This window comes from Streptomyces hokutonensis, from assembly GCF_042751305.1.
GTDB lineage: Bacteria > Actinomycetota > Actinomycetes > Streptomycetales > Streptomycetaceae > Streptomyces > Streptomyces hokutonensis_A.
The window spans coordinates 86,399-105,341 of record NZ_JBHYWD010000012.1; the positions used below are offsets into that span (position 1 = coordinate 86,399).

At 68.7% G+C, this 18,943-nt stretch carries 14 protein-coding genes; 13 read left to right on the forward strand and 1 reads right to left on the reverse strand.

Features of this window, described 5'->3' with window-relative positions; all coding sequences use genetic code 11:
* The first annotated feature begins 30 nt into the window (after positions 1-30).
* Together ACFXC1_RS29625 and clpX are read left to right on the forward strand one after the other, a co-directional pair.
* Entirely contained in the window at positions 31-711 is a 681-nt protein-coding gene (locus tag ACFXC1_RS29625; protein ID WP_381247988.1) for an ATP-dependent Clp protease proteolytic subunit, read from the forward strand.
* 161 nt (positions 712-872) lie between these two features.
* Positions 873-2,159, forward strand: a complete 1,287-nt coding sequence (clpX, locus tag ACFXC1_RS29630) for an ATP-dependent Clp protease ATP-binding subunit ClpX (RefSeq protein ID WP_019065572.1) — start codon at positions 873-875, stop codon at positions 2,157-2,159.
* A gap of 74 nt (positions 2,160-2,233) precedes the next feature.
* Here clpX and ACFXC1_RS29635 read toward each other — a convergent pair whose 3' ends face one another.
* Complete coding sequence (locus ACFXC1_RS29635) at positions 2,234-3,205, reverse strand: hypothetical protein (protein ID WP_381247991.1); 972 nt, start codon at positions 3,203-3,205, stop codon at positions 2,234-2,236.
* 135 nt (positions 3,206-3,340) lie between these two features.
* Between ACFXC1_RS29635 and ACFXC1_RS29640 the strand changes: the two genes are divergently transcribed.
* The 11 genes from ACFXC1_RS29640 (at position 3,341) to ACFXC1_RS29690 (ending at position 18,886) form a co-directional block, all read left to right on the forward strand.
* Positions 3,341-5,965, forward strand: coding sequence for a valine--tRNA ligase (locus ACFXC1_RS29640; protein ID WP_381247994.1), 2,625 nt, complete (start codon positions 3,341-3,343; stop codon positions 5,963-5,965).
* A gap of 162 nt (positions 5,966-6,127) precedes the next feature.
* Positions 6,128-7,615: a bifunctional tetrahydrofolate synthase/dihydrofolate synthase gene (folC, locus tag ACFXC1_RS29645; RefSeq protein ID WP_381247997.1), complete on the forward strand. Its 1,488-nt coding sequence runs from the start codon at positions 6,128-6,130 to the stop codon at positions 7,613-7,615.
* A gap of 6 nt (positions 7,616-7,621) precedes the next feature.
* The gene (locus ACFXC1_RS29650) at positions 7,622-7,996 is read left to right on the forward strand and encodes a DUF4233 domain-containing protein (protein ID WP_381247999.1); all 375 of its coding nucleotides are present in this window, start codon (positions 7,622-7,624) and stop codon (positions 7,994-7,996) included.
* 125 nt (positions 7,997-8,121) lie between these two features.
* Entirely contained in the window at positions 8,122-8,535 is a 414-nt protein-coding gene (gene ndk / locus ACFXC1_RS29655) for a nucleoside-diphosphate kinase (RefSeq protein ID WP_381248002.1), read from the forward strand.
* Between the two features lie 275 nt (positions 8,536-8,810).
* Complete coding sequence (locus tag ACFXC1_RS29660; protein WP_019065566.1) at positions 8,811-9,830, forward strand: rod shape-determining protein; 1,020 nt, start codon at positions 8,811-8,813, stop codon at positions 9,828-9,830.
* A 169-nt stretch (positions 9,831-9,999) separates the two neighbouring features.
* Positions 10,000-10,941, forward strand: coding sequence for a rod shape-determining protein MreC (gene mreC, locus ACFXC1_RS29665; protein ID WP_381248005.1), 942 nt, complete (start codon positions 10,000-10,002; stop codon positions 10,939-10,941).
* A gap of 12 nt (positions 10,942-10,953) precedes the next feature.
* Positions 10,954-11,622 carry a rod shape-determining protein MreD gene (gene mreD, locus ACFXC1_RS29670; protein WP_381248008.1) on the forward strand — a complete coding sequence of 223 codons (669 nt, stop codon included), beginning with the start codon at positions 10,954-10,956 and terminating at the stop codon, positions 11,620-11,622.
* 134 nt (positions 11,623-11,756) lie between these two features.
* Positions 11,757-14,021 carry a penicillin-binding protein 2 gene (mrdA, locus tag ACFXC1_RS29675; protein ID WP_381248010.1) on the forward strand — a complete coding sequence of 755 codons (2,265 nt, stop codon included), beginning with the start codon at positions 11,757-11,759 and terminating at the stop codon, positions 14,019-14,021.
* Positions 14,018-15,214 (forward strand): rod shape-determining protein RodA, encoded by a 1,197-nt coding sequence (gene rodA / locus ACFXC1_RS29680; protein ID WP_381248013.1) that lies wholly within the window; start codon positions 14,018-14,020, stop codon positions 15,212-15,214. The genes mrdA and rodA overlap by 4 nt, the downstream gene beginning before the upstream one ends.
* Positions 15,215-15,318: 104 nt before the next feature.
* On the forward strand, positions 15,319-16,833 hold the full coding sequence (locus ACFXC1_RS29685; RefSeq protein WP_381248016.1) for a CYTH and CHAD domain-containing protein: 1,515 nt from the start codon (positions 15,319-15,321) through the stop codon (positions 16,831-16,833).
* A 79-nt stretch (positions 16,834-16,912) separates the two neighbouring features.
* The gene (locus tag ACFXC1_RS29690; protein ID WP_381248018.1) at positions 16,913-18,886 is read left to right on the forward strand and encodes a TIGR03960 family B12-binding radical SAM protein; all 1,974 of its coding nucleotides are present in this window, start codon (positions 16,913-16,915) and stop codon (positions 18,884-18,886) included.
* Positions 18,887-18,943: the final 57 nt, after the last annotated feature.

An 18,943-nucleotide genomic window follows, 5' to 3' on the forward strand; every position in this document is an offset into this window, starting at 1 on the left:
CCGACCGCCACAGCCCCCAGGAGAGAGACAGTGAACAACTTCCCCGGCAACGGCCTGAACGACCTCGCACGCGCCGAATACACGGCTCCCGCCGCCGAGTCCCGTTACGTGATCCCGCGCTTCGTGGAGCGCACCTCGCAGGGCGTGCGCGAGTACGACCCGTACGCGAAGCTCTTCGAGGAGCGCGTGATCTTCCTCGGTGTCCAGATCGACGACGCGTCCGCCAACGACGTCATGGCGCAGCTGCTGTGCCTGGAGTCGATGGACCCCGACCGCGACATCTCGATCTACATCAACAGCCCCGGCGGCTCCTTCACGGCCCTGACTGCGATCTACGACACGATGCAGTTCGTGAAGCCCGACGTCCAGACCGTCTGCATGGGCCAGGCCGCGTCCGCCGCCGCCGTCCTGCTGGCCGCCGGTACACCGGGCAAGCGCATGGCGCTGCCGAACGCGCGCGTGCTGATCCACCAGCCCTACAGCGAGACGGGCCGGGGCCAGGTCTCCGACCTGGAGATCGCGGCCAACGAGATCCTCCGCATGCGTGCCCAGCTGGAGGACATGCTGGCCAAGCACTCGACCACGCCGATCGACAAGATCCGCGAGGACATCGAGCGCGACAAGATCCTCACGGCCGAGGACGCCCTGTCGTACGGCCTGATCGACCAGATCATCTCCACCCGGAAGATGAACAACGCCGACGTCCGCTGACCCGGACCCTGTATCGTCCACCACCCCTCGGCACGGTCCACGTGGAAGTGAACCGTGCCAAGGGGGGCCCGAACGGGGGGCCCGGCAAGGTACCGTCGGACATAAGGCAGCACCAGGAGCCGCTGTACCCAGGCGGCTCCCAGGCGAAGGGGAAGCACACCGTGGCACGCATCGGTGACGGCGGCGATCTGCTCAAGTGCTCGTTCTGCGGCAAGAGCCAGAAGCAGGTCAAGAAGCTCATCGCAGGGCCCGGTGTGTACATCTGCGACGAGTGCATCGACCTCTGCAACGAGATCATCGAGGAAGAACTCGCGGAGACGAGCGAGGTGCGCTGGGAGGAACTCCCCAAGCCCCGCGAGATCTACGAGTTCCTCGAGGGTTACGTCGTCGGCCAGGAGTCGGCGAAGAAGGCACTCTCGGTCGCGGTGTACAACCACTACAAGCGCGTCCAGGCCGGTGAGAACGGCGGCGGCCAGAGCCGCGAGGACGCCATCGAGTTGGCGAAGTCCAACATCCTCCTGCTCGGCCCCACGGGCTCGGGCAAGACCCTCCTCGCACAGACCCTGGCCCGCATGCTGAACGTGCCGTTCGCGATCGCCGACGCGACCGCGCTCACGGAGGCGGGCTACGTCGGCGAGGACGTCGAGAACATCCTGCTCAAGCTGATCCAGGCGGCGGACTACGACGTCAAGAAGGCCGAGACCGGGATCATCTACATCGATGAGATCGACAAGGTCGCGCGGAAGAGCGAGAACCCCTCGATCACCCGCGACGTCTCCGGCGAGGGCGTCCAGCAGGCCCTGTTGAAGATCCTGGAGGGCACGACGGCCTCGGTCCCGCCGCAGGGCGGCCGTAAACACCCCCACCAGGAGTTCATCCAGATCGACACGACGAACGTCCTGTTCATCGTGGGCGGCGCCTTCGCGGGCCTGGAGAAGCTCATCGAGTCCAGGGCCGGCGCCAAGGGCATCGGCTTCGGCGCGACGATCCGCTCCAAGCGGGAACTGCAGTCCAAGGACCAGTTCGAGGACGTCATGCCCGAGGACCTGGTCAAGTTCGGCATGATCCCCGAGTTCATCGGCCGCCTGCCCGTCATCACCTCGGTCCACAACCTGGACCGCGAGGCCCTGCTCCAGATCCTCATCGAGCCGCGCAACGCGCTGGTCAAGCAGTACCAGCGCCTCTTCGAACTCGACGGCGTGGAGCTGGACTTCGAGCGCGAGGCCCTCGAAGCCATCGCCGACCAGGCCATCCTCCGCCAGACCGGCGCCCGCGGCCTGCGCGCCATCATGGAGGAAGTCCTCCAGGGCGTCATGTACGAGGTCCCGTCCCGCAAGGACGTGGCCCGCGTCGTCATCACGGCGGACGTCGTCCTGTCGAACGTCAACCCGACCCTCATCCCGCGCGACGCGCGGGGGCGTGGCCCGGGCGAGCAGAAGACGGCCTAGCGCCAACTCGTTCCACCACGAAGGGGCCCCGGTCAGTCCAACTGACCGGGGCCCCTTCGTCGTTGGGCTGTGTGTCAGGCCTTGACCCGGACGTCGTTGCGGAGCTTCGCGGCCAGGGCCGCCGTGCTCTCCACGGTTCCGCCGTTCCCCGCGGCGAGTTCGGCGATTCCGAACGCGCTGACGACGGCGACCGTGCTGTGGTCGCCCCAGATGCACATCGGCAGCTTGATGGTCTTCGGGGCACCGGCAGCCGTGCTCGACGTGTCGTCGTTGGCGATCTCGGCGACCTGGCACTTCATGACGCCGTTGGAGAAGCCCGCCGGAGTGACCTTCTCCGGGCTGCCGACCAGCTTGCCGCTGCTGCTCTCGCTGCTCTGGTCCTTCTCCGACTCCGTCTTGACCTTCGCGAACATCGCGTCCACGACGGCCTCCGGGTCGTCGATCGTGCCGTACACACCGTCGAAGGACAGCGTCTTCTGCGCCAGTCCGCTGCCGTTCTCGTAACCGGCGCTGACCTCCACGGGGTTCTTCACACCCCACTTCTCGAAGTCGGCCTTGTCGTCCTTGGTCATCGTTTCCGCGGAGTCGGCGCTGTCCGACTTCTTGTACGTTCCGTTGATGACCGTCGCCGGCGCGGTGAGCTTGTGCGCGCCGTCGTCGGCCACACCGCCGCTGCCGTTCCCGCCGCCGATCACGAACCACACGCCGACCGCGACCGCGGCGACGACCGCCACCGAGCCGATGATCAGCCCTGTCCTCTTCTTCCCGCCACCGGGCGCCGGCGGCTGCGGAACACCGTACGGCGGCTGCCCGTAAGGCGGTTGCTGCCCGTACGGCGGCTGCGGGTGCCCGTAGGGGGCCTGCGGGGGCTGCTGCGGGTAGCCGTAGCCGGGCTGGGCGGGCGGTGTCTGCTGGGGGTAGCCGTAGCCGGGCTGAGGGGCGCCCTGCGGCGCCTGCTGCGGAGGCGGGCCGTAGGGACCCGGCTGACCGTACGGCCCGGGCTGCTGCGGCTGCCCGTCGTACGGGCCCGGCTGGTTGTAGCTCATTCTGGGTTCCCCTCCAGATGCTTATGTGTTCCCGACATCCTGGCGGAGTCACAGGAAACGCATGGCGCCGGGGGGCGCACCGTTACAGAACAAACGCGTTTCGGGACACCCCCGCGACACCCCTAAACTGGCCCCGTGACCGAGAACGCTCAGCAGCAGCCATCAGCGCCCGACTCCGAACTGCCGACCCAGTACGCGCCGGCCGACGTAGAGGGGCCGCTGTACGAGCGCTGGGTGGAGCGGGGTTACTTCGAGGCGGACGCGAAGAGTGAGAAGCCGCCGTACACGATCGTCATTCCGCCGCCGAACGTCACGGGCAGCCTGCACCTCGGGCATGCCTTCCAGCACACGCTGATGGACGCCCTGACCCGCCGTAAGCGCATGCAGGGTTTCGAGTCGCTGTGGCTGCCGGGCATGGACCACGCGGGCATCGCCACCCAGAACGTCGTCGAGCGCGAGCTCGGCAAGGAGGGCAAGTCCCGGCACGACCTCGGCCGTGAGGCGTTCGTCGAGCGCGTCTGGCAGTGGAAGGACGAGTACGGCGGCAAGATCCTCGGCCAGATGCGCCGCCTCGGCGACGGCGTCGACTGGACCCGTGAGCGGTTCACCATGGACGAGGGCCTCTCTCAGGCCGTCCAGACCATCTTCAAGCGGCTCTACGACGACGAGTTGATCTACCGCGCCGAGCGCATCATCAACTGGTGCCCGCGCTGTCTCACCGCGATCTCGGACATCGAGGTCGAGTACCAGGACGACGACGGCGAGCTCGTCTCCATGAAGTACGGGGAGGGTGACGACACCATCGTCGTCGCCACGACCCGTGCCGAGACGATGCTCGGCGACACCGCCGTCGCCGTCCACCCCGACGACGAGCGCTACAAGCACCTCGTCGGCCGGCACATCAAGCTGCCGCTCACCGACCGCACCATCCCGGTCGTCGCCGACACCCACGTCGACCCCGAGTTCGGCACGGGTGCCGTCAAGGTCACGCCCGCCCACGACCCGAACGACTTCGCCATCGGCCAGCGCCACGACCTCGAAGCGCTGACCGTCATGGACGAGCGCGGTGTCATCACCGTGCACGGCCCCTTCGAGGGCCTGGACCGTTTCGAGGCCCGTTCCGCGATCGTCGCCGCACTGCGCGCCGACGGCCGGATCGTCGCCGAGAAGCGGCCCTACGTCCACTCCGTCGGCCACTGCTCGCGCTGCAAGACGACCATCGAGCCGCGCCTGTCCATGCAGTGGTGGGTCAAGGTCGCCCCGCTCGCCAAGGCGGCCGGCGACGCGGTCCGTGACGGCCGGGTCAAGATCCACCCGCAGGAGATGGAGAAGCGCTACTTCGACTGGGTCGACAACCTCCACGACTGGTGCATCTCACGGCAGTTGTGGTGGGGCCACCGGATTCCGGTCTGGTACGGCCCGGAGGGTGAGGTCGTCTGCGTCGGACCGGACGACGAGCCGCCCACCGGCGAGGGCTGGACGCAGGACTCCGATGTCCTGGACACCTGGTTCTCCTCCGGCCTGTGGCCCTTCTCGACCCTCGGCTGGCCCGAACAGACCCCGGATCTCAAGAAGTTCTATCCGACGGACGTCCTGCTCACCGGCCACGACATCATCTTCTTCTGGGTCGCCCGGATGATGATGTTCGGCCTGTACGCGATGGACGGTGAAGTCCCCTTCAAGACCATCGCGTTGACGGGTCTGGTCCGCGACCAGTTCGGCAAGAAGATGTCCAAGTCCTCGGGCACCGCGGTCGATCCGCTGGACTGGATGAACGCGTACGGCTCCGACGCCGTCCGCTTCACCCTGGCCCGTGGCGCCAACCCCGGTACGGACGTGCCGATCGGCGAGTCCTGGGTCCAGGCGTCCCGGAACTTCGCCAACAAGATCTGGAACGCGACGCGCTTCGCGCTGATGAACGGCGCGACGATCGAGGGCGAACTCCCGCCCGCCGAGCGGCTGTCGGCCACGGACCGCTGGATCCTCTCCCGTCTCAACAAGACGGTCTCCCAAGCCGACGCGCTCTACGACGACTTCCAGTTCGCCAAGCTCTCCGACGCGCTCTACCACTTCGCGTGGGACGAAGTCTTCGACTGGTACGTCGAGTTGTCGAAGACCACGTTCATGGCGGGCGGCGAGCCCGCGAAGGTCTCCGGCCGCGTTCTCGGTGAAGTCCTGGACGTCACCCTGAAGTTGCTGCACCCGATCGTCCCGTTCGTCACGGAGACGCTCTGGACGACCCTCACGGGCGGCGAGTCGATCGTCATCGCGGACTGGCCGAAGGACTCGGGCTTCCGCGACGAGGCGGCCGAGCGCGAGATCGAGACCCTCCAGCAGGTCATCACCGAGGTCCGCCGTTTCCGCGCCGACCAGGGCCTCCAGCCCGGCCAGCGCGTCCCGGCCCGCCTCACGCTGGACGGTACGGCCCTCGCCCCCCACGAGGCCGCCATCCGGCAGCTCCTCCGCCTCCAGCCGGAGGGCGACACCTTCGCGGCGACGGCCACCCTTCCGGTCGCCGGCGCCACGGTCGCCCTCGACCTCTCCGGCACGATCGACGTGGCGGCGGAGCGGAAGCGCCTGGCCAAGGACTTGGCCGCTGCGGAGAAGGAGAAGGCCCAGGCGACGGCCAAGCTCGGCAACGAGGCGTTCCTGGCCAAGGCCCCGGACAACGTGGTCGACAAGATCCGGGGCCGCCTCTCCAAGGCGGACGAGGACATCGAGCGCATCAAGGCCCAGCTGGACGGCTTGCCTCAGGCGTAAGGGTTTCCACGCAGGCGGGGCCCCGGTGCTGTCGCAGCGCCGGGGCCCCGTCCTACCCAGGGGCGCGGGGCTGTATCGATAGGCGGCTCCGCCGCGTGGGCGCGACCAGCCCCCACCGGCCCGCAGACGAAAGAACACCGCGACCTCCGTAGACTGACCCACGTGACTGACAGCGACCCGTTCGACGAGATCATCGAGGCCGAGACCGACCGCGACCCGGATCTCGCGGTCATCGAGGCCGGCAGCCGAACCCTCCGCACCCAGGGCACCGGCGCGCCGCAGGCCGACGTACCCGGTCGCCCCGAAGACCCCCAGGTGGACGCCGCCCTCCGCGAGGTGGAGGCGGAGCTCGCCACCCGCTGGGGCGAGACGAAGCTGGAGCCGTCGGTCAGCCGTATCGCCGCGCTGATGGACGTCCTGGGCGACCCCCAGCGCTCGTACCCCTCGATCCACATCACGGGGACCAACGGCAAGACCTCCACGGCCCGCATGATCGAGGCCCTCCTCGGCGCCTTCGAACTCCGCACCGGCCGCTACACCTCCCCGCACGTCCAGTCGATCACCGAGCGCATCAGCCTGGACGGCGCCCCGATCTCCGCCGAGCGGTTCATCGAGACGTACCACGACATCAAGCCGTACATCGAGATGGTGGACGCGCAGCAGGAGTTCCGGCTGTCGTTCTTCGAGGTGCTGACGGGGATGGCGTACGCCGCCTTCGCGGACGCGCCTGTCGATGTGGCCGTCGTGGAGGTCGGCATGGGCGGCACCTGGGACGCCACCAACGTCATCGACGCGGACGTCGCCGTAGTCACCCCGATCGATCTCGACCACACCGACCGCCTCGGCGGGACGACCGGTGAGATCGCCACCGAGAAGGCCGGCATCGTCAAGCAGGACGCGACCGTGATCCTGGCGCAGCAGCCGGTGGACGCGGCGCAGGTGCTGCTGAAGAAGGCCGTCGAGGTGGACGCGACCGTGGCCCGGGAGGGTCTCGAATTCGGGGTCGTGTCCCGGAACGTCGCGGTCGGCGGACAGCTCATCAACCTGCGCGGCCTCGGCGGCGAGTACGAGGAGATCTACCTCCCCCTGCACGGGCCGTACCAGGCGCACAACGCGGCCGTCGCCCTCGCCGCCGTAGAAGCGTTCTTCGGTGTCGGCGCCCAGCGGCCCGATCCGCTCTCGATCGACACGGTCCGGAAGGCCTTCGCGTCCGTGACCTCGCCGGGGCGGCTGGAGGTAGTGCGGCGGTCGCCGACCGTTGTGCTGGACGCGGCGCACAACCCGGCGGGCGCCCGTGCGACCGCCGAGGCCGTCGCCGAGGCGTTCGACTTCAGCAGGCTGATCGGGGTGGTCGGGGCCAGTGGCGACAAGAACGTGCGCGGGCTGCTCGAAGCCTTCGAGCCGATGTTCGCCGAGGTCGTCGTCACGCAGAACTCCAGTCATCGCGCGATGGACGCGGACGAGCTGGCCGCGATCGCCGTCGAGGTGTTCGGCGACGAGCGGGTGCAGGTCGAGCCGCGGTTGCCGGACGCGCTGGAGGCGGCGATCACGCTGGCCGAGGAGGACGGCGAGTTCGCGGGCGGCGGTGTGCTCGTCACCGGTTCCGTCATCACCGTTGGTGAGGCCCGACTGCTCCTCGGGAGGGGCTGACTTTTCGTGCGTACGCTCTGTTCCTCGACTCTGCTCGGCGAGTTCTTCGTGATCGGTTTCGCCGGTCTGGTCGCCATGAAGGACCCGGATCTGACCACGTCCACGGTGTGGACGGTGTGCGGGATCGCGATGTTCCTGTCGGTCGCCCTGTGCGGCGTGGTGACCCGGCCGGCCGGCATCGCGCTCGGCTGGGCGCTGCAGATCGCGCTGATCGCGGCGGGCCTCGTGGTGCCGTCGATGTTCTTCCTCGGGGCGATCTTCGCGGCCCTGTGGTGGGCGTCGGTGCACTACGGCCGGAAGATCGACGAGGCGAAGGCGAGGTTCGCGGCGCAGGCCGCGCAAGCCGCGCAGGCCGACTCCGCCGCTCCCGGCCCGGCGTGACTCCACTACACCTGACGTTGCGTAATGGCCGCATGGACACGCCCTGTAGCCTCGGCCTTGTCGTGAGACGACCGTGACACGACCGTGAGCCGACCCGCACCATCATGATCAGAAGGAGTCCCGTCGTGACCCAGCGCACCCTCGTCCTGCTCAAGCCCGACGCCGTACGTCGTGGCCTGACCGGCGAGATCATCAGCCGTATCGAGCGCAAGGCCGGCTGGGGGATCACCGCGCTGGAGCTGCGCACCCTGGACCAGGACACCCTGGAGCAGCACTACGGCGAGCACAAGGGCAAGCCCTTCTACGAGCCGCTGGTGGAGTTCATGGCCTCCGGCCCGGTCGTGGCCCTGATCGTCGAGGGCGAGCGGGTCATCGAAGGGGTGCGCGCGCTGGCCGGTCCGACCGACCCGATCGCCGCCGCGCCGGGCTCGATCCGCGGGGACTTCGGTGTGATCGTGCGGGAGAACCTGATCCACGCCTCGGACTCGGAGGAGTCCGCCGAACGCGAGGTGAAGATCTTCTTCCCGGGGCGTTCCTGAATCTCCATCAGTAACCCACTTGCCTGACCAGGGGCGGCCGCGTTTTTCCGGCCGTCTCTTGGCATATGCGTGCCGATCGGGGGAACGAGTGCCCCCGTTGGGCCGTCTCCACAAGCGAGGCGCCGCCTCACATGCTGACAATGGCGAAGACCCTCGCGCAGTGTTCGTGATGGCGCGTCTACGATGGAAGCCTTCACGTCACAGCACCCACTTCGCCGACCTGAAAAGCCCTCAAAGCTCCCAGGAAGGCCAGACGAATCCTGATGGGGAACTCAATGTCGTTCATCGGCCGTGACATGGCTGTCGACCTCGGGACCGCCAACACGCTGGTGTACGTCAGGGGTCGCGGGATCGTACTCAACGAGCCGTCCGTCGTCGCGATCAACACCAACACCGGTGGCATTCTCGCGGTCGGCTCCGAAGCCAAGAAGATGATCGGGCGCACGCCCGGCAACATCGTTGCCGTACGTCCGCTGAAGGACGGTGTCATCGCCGACTTCGAGATCACCGAGCGCATGCTCCGCTACTTCATCCTGAAGATCCACAAGCGGCGCTATCTGGCCCGTCCCCGTGTCGTCGTCTGTGTGCCCTCGGGCATCACGGGCGTCGAGCGCCGTGCCGTCATCGAGGCGTCGTCCCAGGCCGGCGCCCGCCAGGTGCACATCATCGAGGAGCCCATGGCCGCGGCCATCGGTTCCGGCCTGCCGGTCCACGAGGCGACGGGCAACATGGTGGTGGACATCGGCGGCGGCACCACGGAGGTCGCGGTCATCTCGCTCGGTGGCATCGTCACCGCCCAGTCCATCCGCGTCGCGGGCGACGAGTTGGACAACGCGATCATCCAGCACATCAAGAAGGAGTACTCGCTCCTCCTCGGTGAGCGGACGGCTGAGCAGATCAAGATCACGATCGGTTCCGCGTACGACCTCGACGACGACCAGCACACCGAAATCCGCGGCCGGGACCTGGTGTCCGGCCTGCCCAAGACCGTCGTCATCTCCGCCGGCGAAGTCCGCAAGGCGATCGAAGAGCCCGTCAACGCGATCGTCGACGCGGTGAAGACGACCCTCGACAAGTGCCCGCCGGAGCTGTCCGGGGACATCATGGACCGCGGAATCGTTCTGACCGGCGGTGGAGCCCTGCTGAAGGGTCTCGACGAGCGGCTGCGCCGGGAGACCGGTATGCCGATCCACATCGCGGAGGACCCGCTGGACAGCGTGGCGCTCGGCTCCGGCAAGTGCGTCGAGGAGTTCGAGGCGCTTCAGCAGGTTCTGGACGCCCAGCCGCGCAGATGACGTAACACTTCGATTCCGCCGTACGGGATGATCTCTTCTCGTGCGGCGGATCGTTGATACGGAGGCATAGGCTCCGTCATAGGCCTTCGTCCACATCTGACGGGCCCTCGTACACACCTGCATACCCGAACCTCCGCACATTTCTATGAGGAAGGCACGGCCGCCGCACGTGAGGGACACACGAGAGAGCCGGCTGCTCCTGGTGCTGCTGATCGCCGTCGCGTTCGCGTTGATCACGGTGGACATCCGGGGAGGGCAGGACTCGCCGGTCGAGGGTGCCCGCCGGGCCGCGGCCACCGTGTTCGGCCCGATCGAGAACGGCGTGTCGTCCGCCGTGAACCCGGTGGGCGACGCGATCTCCGCGGTCCGCGACTCCGGTGAGCGGCACGACCGGCTCGCGCTCCTGGAGAAGGAGAACGCGGCCCTCAAGGCGAAGCTCGGCAGCGACGACCGCAACCGCAGCCGCCTGGGCCAGCTGGACAAGATGCTGAAGGTGGCCGGCGAGGGCCAGTACGGCATCAAGGGCGCCCAGGTCATCGCCATAGGAGCCGCGCAGAGCTTCTCCTGGACGATCACCATCGACGTCGGCGCCAACGACGGCATCAAGCGCGACATGACCGTCCTCAACGGCGACGGACTGGTCGGCCGCGTCACCACCGTGGGTCCCGACGCCTCCACCGTCCTCCTCGCCAACGACCCCGACTTCACCGTCGGCACCCGCATGGAGGGCAGCGACGAACTCGGCTTCGCCTCCGGCGAGGGCGACGGCCCGCTGCGCGTCGAACTCCTCAACGGCAAGGCGGAGGTGCAGAAGGGCGACCGGCTCGTCACCTTCGGCTCGCAGTCCGACAAGCCGTTCGTGCCCGGTGTCCCGGTCGGCGTGGTCTCCCGCGTCGACCCCTCCGGCGGCGGCCTGACCCGCACGCTCTACGTCACGCCGTACGTCGACTTCACCAAGCTCGACATCGTCGGCGTGGTCGTGGAGGCCCCGAAGAAGGACCCGCGCGACACGGTCCTGCCGGCGAAGCCCAAGCCGACCCCGATCCCGACGGTGACCGTCACGGTCACCCCGTCCGCGAACGCGCCGGTCGACGGCCAGCAACAGCAGTAGGAGCCCTTCCCCATGCGTGTCAACCGGATCCTGCTCTCCGTGCCGCTGGTCGTCGTCGCCATGGTGATCCAGGTGAGCGTCCTCGCCCGCCTCCACCTCCCGGGCGCCGTCCCCGACCTGCTCCTCCTCACGGTCCTCGGCCTCGCCATGGTCTACGGCCATGTCACCGGCGCCCTCATCGGCTTCGGCGCCGGACTCCTCGCCGACCTCGCCCCGCCCGCCGACCACGCGGCCGGCCGCTACGCCCTCGTGCTCTGCGTCATCGGCTACCTCGCGGGCCTCGCGAAGCCGGAGAACGGCCGCCTCAAGTCGGCGAGCGGCCCGATGGCCGTCGTGGTCGCCGCCGCGATCGGCTCCACCCTCCTCTACGCCGGTGTCGGCGCCCTCGTCGGCGACACCGCCGCCCGCCATGTCGGCCTGCCCAGCCTGCTGTTCACGGCCGCCCTGTACGACCTGCTGCTCGCCCCGTTCGTCGTCCCCGGCGTCATGGCGCTGGCCCGCCGCGCCGACAACGACCCCCTCGCCGAGACCAACGCCGCCAAGTCGGCCGACATCTCATCGGGTTGGCTCTCCTCCGGCACCGGCCTGAAGATCGGCGGCCAGCGCGGCGGCCTGCGGATGAAGACGGCTCGCGCGCGGGTGGCCCGGGCCGGGCGCATCAAGGGGGTCAAGCGGCTTTGAGGGCGCGGGAGTTGGCGTACGGGCACACAGGTCCGTCGTATATGACTCATACACACATCGAGAGGGGGAGGCAGCACCAATGACCAACGCCCACCCGTCTCCCACCACCACCCTCAAAGGGATGGGCTTCGCCCATGACTAACATTCCGGAGACCGGACGGACTCCTCGGGTCCAGATCAGGCTCGTCGTCATCCAGATCCTCGTCCTCTCCCTCCTCGGCACCCTCGGCGGGCGCCTCTGGTACCTGCAGATCCGGGAGGGCTCCGCGTACCAGAAGGAGGCGTCCGGCAACCACGTCCAGCAGGTCGTCGATCCCGCGGTGCGCGGTTCGATACTGGACGCGCGCGGTGTGCCCCTCGCGGACAACGAGACCCGGCTCGTGGTCTCCGCCTCCCGCACCGACCTGCTGAAGCAGGCCGACGACGGCAAGGCCGTCCTCACCAAGCTGGCCGGCGTGCTGGGCCTGAAGCCCGAGGACGTCATCCAGAAGGTCCGGCTGTGCGACGCGAAGACCCCGCAGCCGTGCTGGAACGGCTCGCCGTACCAGCCGATCCCGATCACCGACGAGGCCACCGCCAAGCAGGCACTCCAGATCCGCGAGCGCTCCGAGGACTTCCCCGGCATCACCGCCGAGCCCGAGGCCGTACGCCGTTACGCGGCCCCCGGTGACGCCAACGCGGCCCAGGTCCTCGGCTATCTCTCGCCGGTCACCGACGACGAGATCACCCAGGCCAAGGACTCCGACTCGCCGTATCTGCGCTCGGACCAGGTCGGCCGCTCGGGCCTGGAGCGCGAGTACGACAAGGAGCTGCGCGGCAAGGCCGGCGTCACCCGCTACGAGGTCGACAACCTCGGCCGCGTGATCGGCAAGGCCAAGTCCGATGCCCCGCAGCCCGGTTCGAACCTCGTCACCAGCATCGACGCCCGTGTGCAGCGGGTCGCCGAGTACCAGCTCGACAAGGCGATGAAGGTCGCCCGCCAGCAGTTCGACAAGATCACCGGTGAGAACTACAAGGCCGACTCCGGTGCCGTGGTCGTGATGGAGGCCAAGACCGGCCGGATCGTCGCCATGGCGTCCGCGCCGACGTACGACCCGAACGTCTGGGTCGGCGGCATCTCCGCCAAGGACTACAAGCAGCTCACCGGCAAGAACTCCGACTACCCGCTGCTGAATCGGGCCATACAGGGTCAGTCGGCGCCCGGTTCGACGTTCAAGGTGGTCTCCACGGCCGCCGCGGTCGAGGCCGGCTACACCTGGGACGGCGGCTACCCCTGCACGAGTTCGTACTCGGTGGGCGGCCAGGTCTTCAAGAACTTCGAGGGCGAGAACTTCGGCCCCATCTCCCTGGGCCGCGCTCTTGAGGTCTCCTGCGACACGGTCTTCTACGGTCTCGCCGACGCCCAGTGGAAGAAGGACGGCGGCATCAACCCGAAGAAGGGCCAGCCCAAGGACTACTTCTACAAGGCGGCCCACCAGTTCGGCCTCGGCAAGACGACCGGCGTCGACCTCCCGAACGAGGTCACCGGCCGCGTCCCGGACCGCAAGTGGAAGCAGGAGACCTACGAGGCCAACAAGGCCTACTGGTGCAAGACCGGCAAGAAGGACGGCACCTACGTCCAGAAGATCGCCTACGAGAACTGCCTCGAGGGCAACAAGATGCGTGAGGGCGACTCGATCAACTACTCCATCGGCCAGGGCGACACCCTCGTCACGCCGATCCAGGAGGCCATGATCTACGGCGCCCTCGCCAACGGCGGCACCGAGTACGTCCCGACCATCGGCAAGGCGATCGTCAGCGCCGACGGCAAGACGGTCCAGGAGATCAAGCCGAAGGTGAAGGCCAAGCTGCCGATCAGCGCGGCCACCCACAAGGGCATCGACAAGGCCCTCGCGGGCGTGGTCACCAGCGGTACCGCCGCCTGGAAGTTCCAGGGCTGGCCGCAGGACAAGATCACGCTGCACGCCAAGACGGGTACGGCGGAGGTCTACGGCAAGCAGACCACCTCCTGGTTCGCGACGTACACCAAGGACTACACGGTCGTCATGACGATCGCCCAGGCCGGTACCGGTTCGGGCGCCTCCGGTGAGGCCGTGCGCAACATCTACAACGCGATGTACGGCGTCCAGCCCGACGGCTCCATCGACAAGAAGAAGGCGCTGCTGCCCTCCCCGCAGACCAGCCTCCCGAAGGTCCGCGCCGACGGCACGATCGCCTCTCCGAAGATCACCGCCGACCCGGCCAAGGAGCTGGAGAAGCAGCAGGAACAGGCGACCCAGGGCGGCGTCACGGCCGCCGACGGCACCCAGCAGCCCGCCACCTCGCCCACCCCGAACCCCACCAACAGCAACACCCGCAGGCGCCCGCGCAGAAGGGGAAGCCGGAGGATGCTCACATGACCGGCAACAGCTTCTCCGTCTCCGGATACGGCCCCGAGCGGGCCGGCTGGACGCGGGTCTTCGCCCGTGACTCGCTGGCCCGCCGCCTCGACTGGCCGATACTGCTGTCGGCCGTCGGGCTGTCCCTGATCGGTTCGGTGCTGGTCTTCTCGGCGACCCGCAACCGCACCGAGATCAACCAGGGCGACCAGTACTACTTCCTGATCCGGCACCTGATGAACACCGGCATCGGCATCGGCCTGATGATCGGCGTGATCTGGGTCGGCCACCGCACCCTGCGCGTGGTCGTCCCCTTCCTGTACGGCGCCTCGGTGTTCGGCATCCTGCTGGTGCTCACCCCGCTCGGCTCCACGGTCAACGGCGCGCACTCCTGGATCGTGCTCGGCGGCGGCTTCTCGCTCCAGCCCTCGGAGTTCGTGAAGATCACGATCATCCTGGGCATGGCGATGGTGCTGGCCGCCCGGGTCGACGCGGGCGACAAGCCCTACCCCGACCACCGCACGGTCCTCCAGGCCCTGGGCCTGGCCTCCGTCCCGATGATGATCGTCATGCTGATGCCCGACCTCGGGTCGGTCATGGTCATGGTCATCATCGTGCTCGGTGTGCTGCTGGCCTCCGGCGCCTCCAACCGCTGGGTCTTCGGACTGCTGGGCGTGGGCGCGATCGGCGCGGTAGCGGTGTGGCAGCTGCACATCCTGGACGAGTACCAGATCGCCCGCTTCGCCGCCTTCGCCAACCCGAGCCTCGACCCGGCCGGCGTCGGCTACAACACCAACCAGGCCCGCATCGCGATCGGCTCCGGCGGCCTCACCGGCGAGGGCCTCTTCCACGGCTCGCAGACGACCGGCCAGTTCGTCCCCGAACAGCAGACCGACTTCGTCTTCACGGTCGCGGGCGAGGAACTGGGCTTCGTCGGCGCGGGCCTGATCCTCCTCCTCCTGGGCGTGGTCCTGTGGCGCGCCTGCCGCATCGCCCGCGACTCGACCGAGCTCTACGGCACGATCGTCGCCGCCGGAGTCGTCGCCTGGTTCGCCTTCCAGTCCTTCGAGAACGTCGGCATGACCCTCGGCATCATGCCCGTCACCGGCCTGCCACTGCCCTTCGTGTCCTACGGCGGAACGTCGATGTTCGCGGTGTGGATCGCGGTGGGTCTGCTCCAGTCGATCCGAGTGCAGCGCCCGATGTCCGCATAGGCGCAATTTCGCCCGGTCGTTACCTCCCCAATTTCCCGAGTTTCCCGGGGGTTCATTTCGGACGCCCTCTGCCATCCCGGCTCGTCAGCAACTAGATTCGGTTCATGGCGGACACAAAGCGCGAGATCGAGCGTAAGTACGAGTCCGACGAGAGCGGTCTGCCCGATCTGACCGGCGTCGCCGGGGTCGAGACCGTCATCGACAAGGGCGTCGTGAACCTGGACGCGGTCTACTACGACACGGCCGACGAGCGCCTGGCCAGGGCTTCGATGACCCTGCGCCGCCGCACCGGCGGTTCCGACGCGGGCTGGCACCTGAAGCTGCCGGTCGAGCCCGGGGTCCGCGACGAGATCCACGAGCCGCTCTCCGACACCGTGCCGCGCACCCTCGCCGGCCTGGTCCGCTCCCGGGTCCGCGAGGCCGAACTGCTGCCCGTGGTCCGGCTCCGCTCCGACCGGGACGTACGCCATCTCGTGGACGCGGACGGCGCGCTGCTCGCCGAGGTCAGCGTGGACGCCGTACACGCCGAACGCCTCACCGACGGCGGCGCCACCGCCCAGTGGACCGAGATCGAGGTCGAACTCGCCGACGACGGCGACCCGGTCTTCCTCGACAAGGTGGAGAAGCGGTTGCGCAAGGCGGGCGTACGACCGTCGTCGTCTGTTTCCAAGCTCGCCAGAGCGCTTTCGGAGACCGCCCCGAAGAAGCAGAAGAAGCGCAAGGTGCCCGTGTCGCCGCCGCCCGAGCCGGAGACCGCCGGCGACCACGTCCTCGCCTACGTCCGCGCCCAGCGCGACGCGATCCTCGAACTCGACCCCGCCGTACGGCAGGACGCCTACGACTCCGTGCACCGCATGCGGGTCGCCACCCGCCGGCTGCGCAGCGCGTTCCGCTCCTACGGCAAGGTGCTAGACCGCACGGTCACCGACCCGGTCGGCGAGGAACTGAAGTGGCTGGCAGGCGAGTTGGGTGTGGACCGGGACCGGGAAGTGATGACCGAGCGCCTGACCACCGTCCTCGCCGAACTGCCCCGCACCCTGGTCTCCGGCCCGATCCGCACCCGGATGCGCACCTGGGCCAACGCCCGGCGCGGCGGTTCGCGCCGACGGCTGACCGGCGTCCTGGACTCCAAGCGGTATCTCGCGCTGCTCGACACCCTGGACGCGCTGGTGGCCGAGCCGCCGCTGCTGCCGGACGCGGCCGGCACCCCGGAGAAGGTGATCGGCAAGGCCGTACGCAAGGACTTCGGGAAGGTGTCGGCGCTGGTCGAGGAGGCGATGGAGGCCCCGCCCGGCGCGGACCGCGACCTCGCGCTGCACGAGGCCCGCAAGAAGGCGAAGCGCACCCGGTACGCGGCGGAGGCGGCGAGCCCCGCGCTCGGCGCTCCGGCCCGTGGGCTGGCCAAGTCCATGAAGTCCCTGACCAGCCTGCTCGGCGAGCACCAGGACAGCGTGATGGTCCGCGAGACCCTGCGGGAGCTGTCCGCGGTGGCGCACGCGGCGGGGGAGAGCTCGTTCACGTACGGCGTGCTGTACGGGCGGGAGGAGCAGCGGGCGGCGGCCGTGGAGGCCGCGCTGCCGGGGATGTGGGAGGAGATCGGGGCCGGGGTGCCCGGCTGAGCCGTACGGGGGAACTCCGGGTTCGCGTTAGTCTGGATGGTCACCCGTCCGTTCAGTACCGCTCACGAAGGTTCGCGAGATGCCTGCCGAAGTCGCTGCGGCCGCAGAGTCCGTGTTTCCGCAGCTCGAAGCCCTGCTCCCGCATGTGCAGAAGCCGATCCAGTACGTCGGCGGCGAGCTCAACTCCACCGTCAAGCCGTGGGAGTCGTGCGACGTCCGCTGGGCGCTGATGTACCCGGACGCGTACGAGGTCGGCCTGCCCAACCAGGGCGTCATGATCCTCTACGAGGTCCTGAACGAGCAGGAGGGCGTCCTCGCCGAGCGCACGTACAGCGTGTGGCCGGACCTGGAGGCGCTGATGCGGGAGCACCGCGTCCCGCAGTTCACGGTCGACAGCCACCGCCCGGTCGGCGCCTTCGACGTGTTCGGGCTCAGCTTCTCCACCGAACTCGGCTACACGAACATGCTGACGGCCCTGGACCTGGCGGGCATCCCGCTGGAGTCGAAGGACCGGACGCTCGACGACCCGATCGTGCTGGCGGGCGGCCACGCGGCCTTCAACCCCGAACCGATCGCGGACTTCATCGACGCGGTGATCATCGGCGACGGCGAACAGGCCGTCCTCGACATGACGAAGATCATCCGCACCTGGAAGGCCGAGGGCCGCCCGGGCGGGCGCGAGGAGGTCCTCTTCCGCCTCGCGAAGACGGGCTCGGTGTACATCCCGGCGTTCTACGACGTCGAGTACCTGCCGGACGCCCGTATCGCACGCGTGGTCCCCAACAAGTCGGGCGTCCCGTGGCGTGTGTCGAAGCACACGGTCATGGACCTCGACGAATGGCCGTACCCGAAGCAGCCCCTGGTCCCGCTCGCCGAGACGGTCCACGAGCGCATGTCGGTCGAGATCTTCCGCGGCTGCACGCGCGGCTGCCGCTTCTGCCAGGCGGGCATGATCACCCGCCCGGTGCGGGAGCGGTCGATCACGGGCATCGGCGAGATGGTCGAGAAAGGCCTGAAGGCGACGGGCTTCGAGGAGGTCGGCCTCCTCTCCCTCTCCTCGGCCGACCACTCGGAGATCGGCGACATCGCGAAGGGCCTGGCGGACCGGTACACCGAGGACAAGATCGGCCTGTCCCTCCCGTCGACCCGCGTGGACGCCTTCAACGTCGACCTGGCCAACGAACTCACGCGCAACGGCCGCCGCTCCGGCCTCACCTTCGCCCCCGAGGGCGGCTCGGAACGCCTCCGCAAGGTCATCAACAAGATGGTCTCGGAGGAGGACCTCATCCGCACGGTCTCGACGGCGTACGGCAACGGCTGGCGCCAGGTGAAGCTGTACTTCATGTGCGGTTTGCCGACCGAGACCGACGAGGATGTCCTTCAGATCGCCGACATGGCGATGAACGTGATCGCCGAGGGCCGCAAGGTCTCCGGCCAGAACGACATCCGCTGCACGGTCTCGATCGGCGGCTTCGTCCCCAAGCCCCACACCCCCTTCCAGTGGGCCCCGCAGCTCTCGGCGGAGGAGACGGACGCCCGCCTCGCCAAGCTCCGTGACAAGATCCGCGGCGACAAGAAGTACGGCCGCTCGATCGGCTTCCGCTACCACGACGGCAAGCCCGGCATCGTCGAGGGCCTGCTCTCCCGCGGCGACCGCCGCATCGGCGCGGTCATCCGCGCGGTCTACGAGGACGGCGGCCGTTTCGACGGCTGGCGCGAGCACTTCTCCTACGAGCGCTGGATGCGCTGCGCCGAGAAGACGCTGCCCGCGTTCGGTGTCGACGTCGACTGGTACACCACCCGCGAGAAGACCTACGAGGAGGTCCTCCCCTGGGACCACCTCGACTCCGGCCTCGACAAGGACTGGCTCTGGGAGGACTGGCAGGACGCCCTCGACGAGACAGAGGTCGAGGACTGCCGGTGGACGCCGTGCTTCGACTGCGGGGTGTGCCCGCAGATGGACACGTCCATCCAGATCGGCCCGACCGGGAAGAAGCTGCTGCCGCTGACCGTGAAGCAGCCCGCGGGGACGGGTGGCGGGCACGCGCACTGACGTGATTGCCGGGGGTCGTGCGGGGCGGGGGCCCGGGGCCTGGTCGCGGGGGTGCCC

Bases quoted from the DNA above. Each gene is read 5' to 3' on its own strand.
- ACFXC1_RS29635 (WP_381247991.1), bottom strand. From the start codon at position 3,205: ATGAGCTACAACCAGCCGGGCCCGTACGACGGGCAGCCGCAGCAGCCC.
- ACFXC1_RS29660 (WP_019065566.1), top strand. From the start codon at position 8,811: ATGTCGTTCATCGGCCGTGACATGGCTGTCGACCTCGGGACCGCCAAC.
- mreD (WP_381248008.1), top strand. From the start codon at position 10,954: ATGCGTGTCAACCGGATCCTGCTCTCCGTGCCGCTGGTCGTCGTCGCC.
- mrdA (WP_381248010.1), top strand. From the start codon at position 11,757: ATGACTAACATTCCGGAGACCGGACGGACTCCTCGGGTCCAGATCAGG.
- rodA (WP_381248013.1), top strand. From the start codon at position 14,018: ATGACCGGCAACAGCTTCTCCGTCTCCGGATACGGCCCCGAGCGGGCC.
- ACFXC1_RS29685 (WP_381248016.1), top strand. From the start codon at position 15,319: ATGGCGGACACAAAGCGCGAGATCGAGCGTAAGTACGAGTCCGACGAG.
- ACFXC1_RS29690 (WP_381248018.1), top strand. From the start codon at position 16,913: ATGCCTGCCGAAGTCGCTGCGGCCGCAGAGTCCGTGTTTCCGCAGCTC.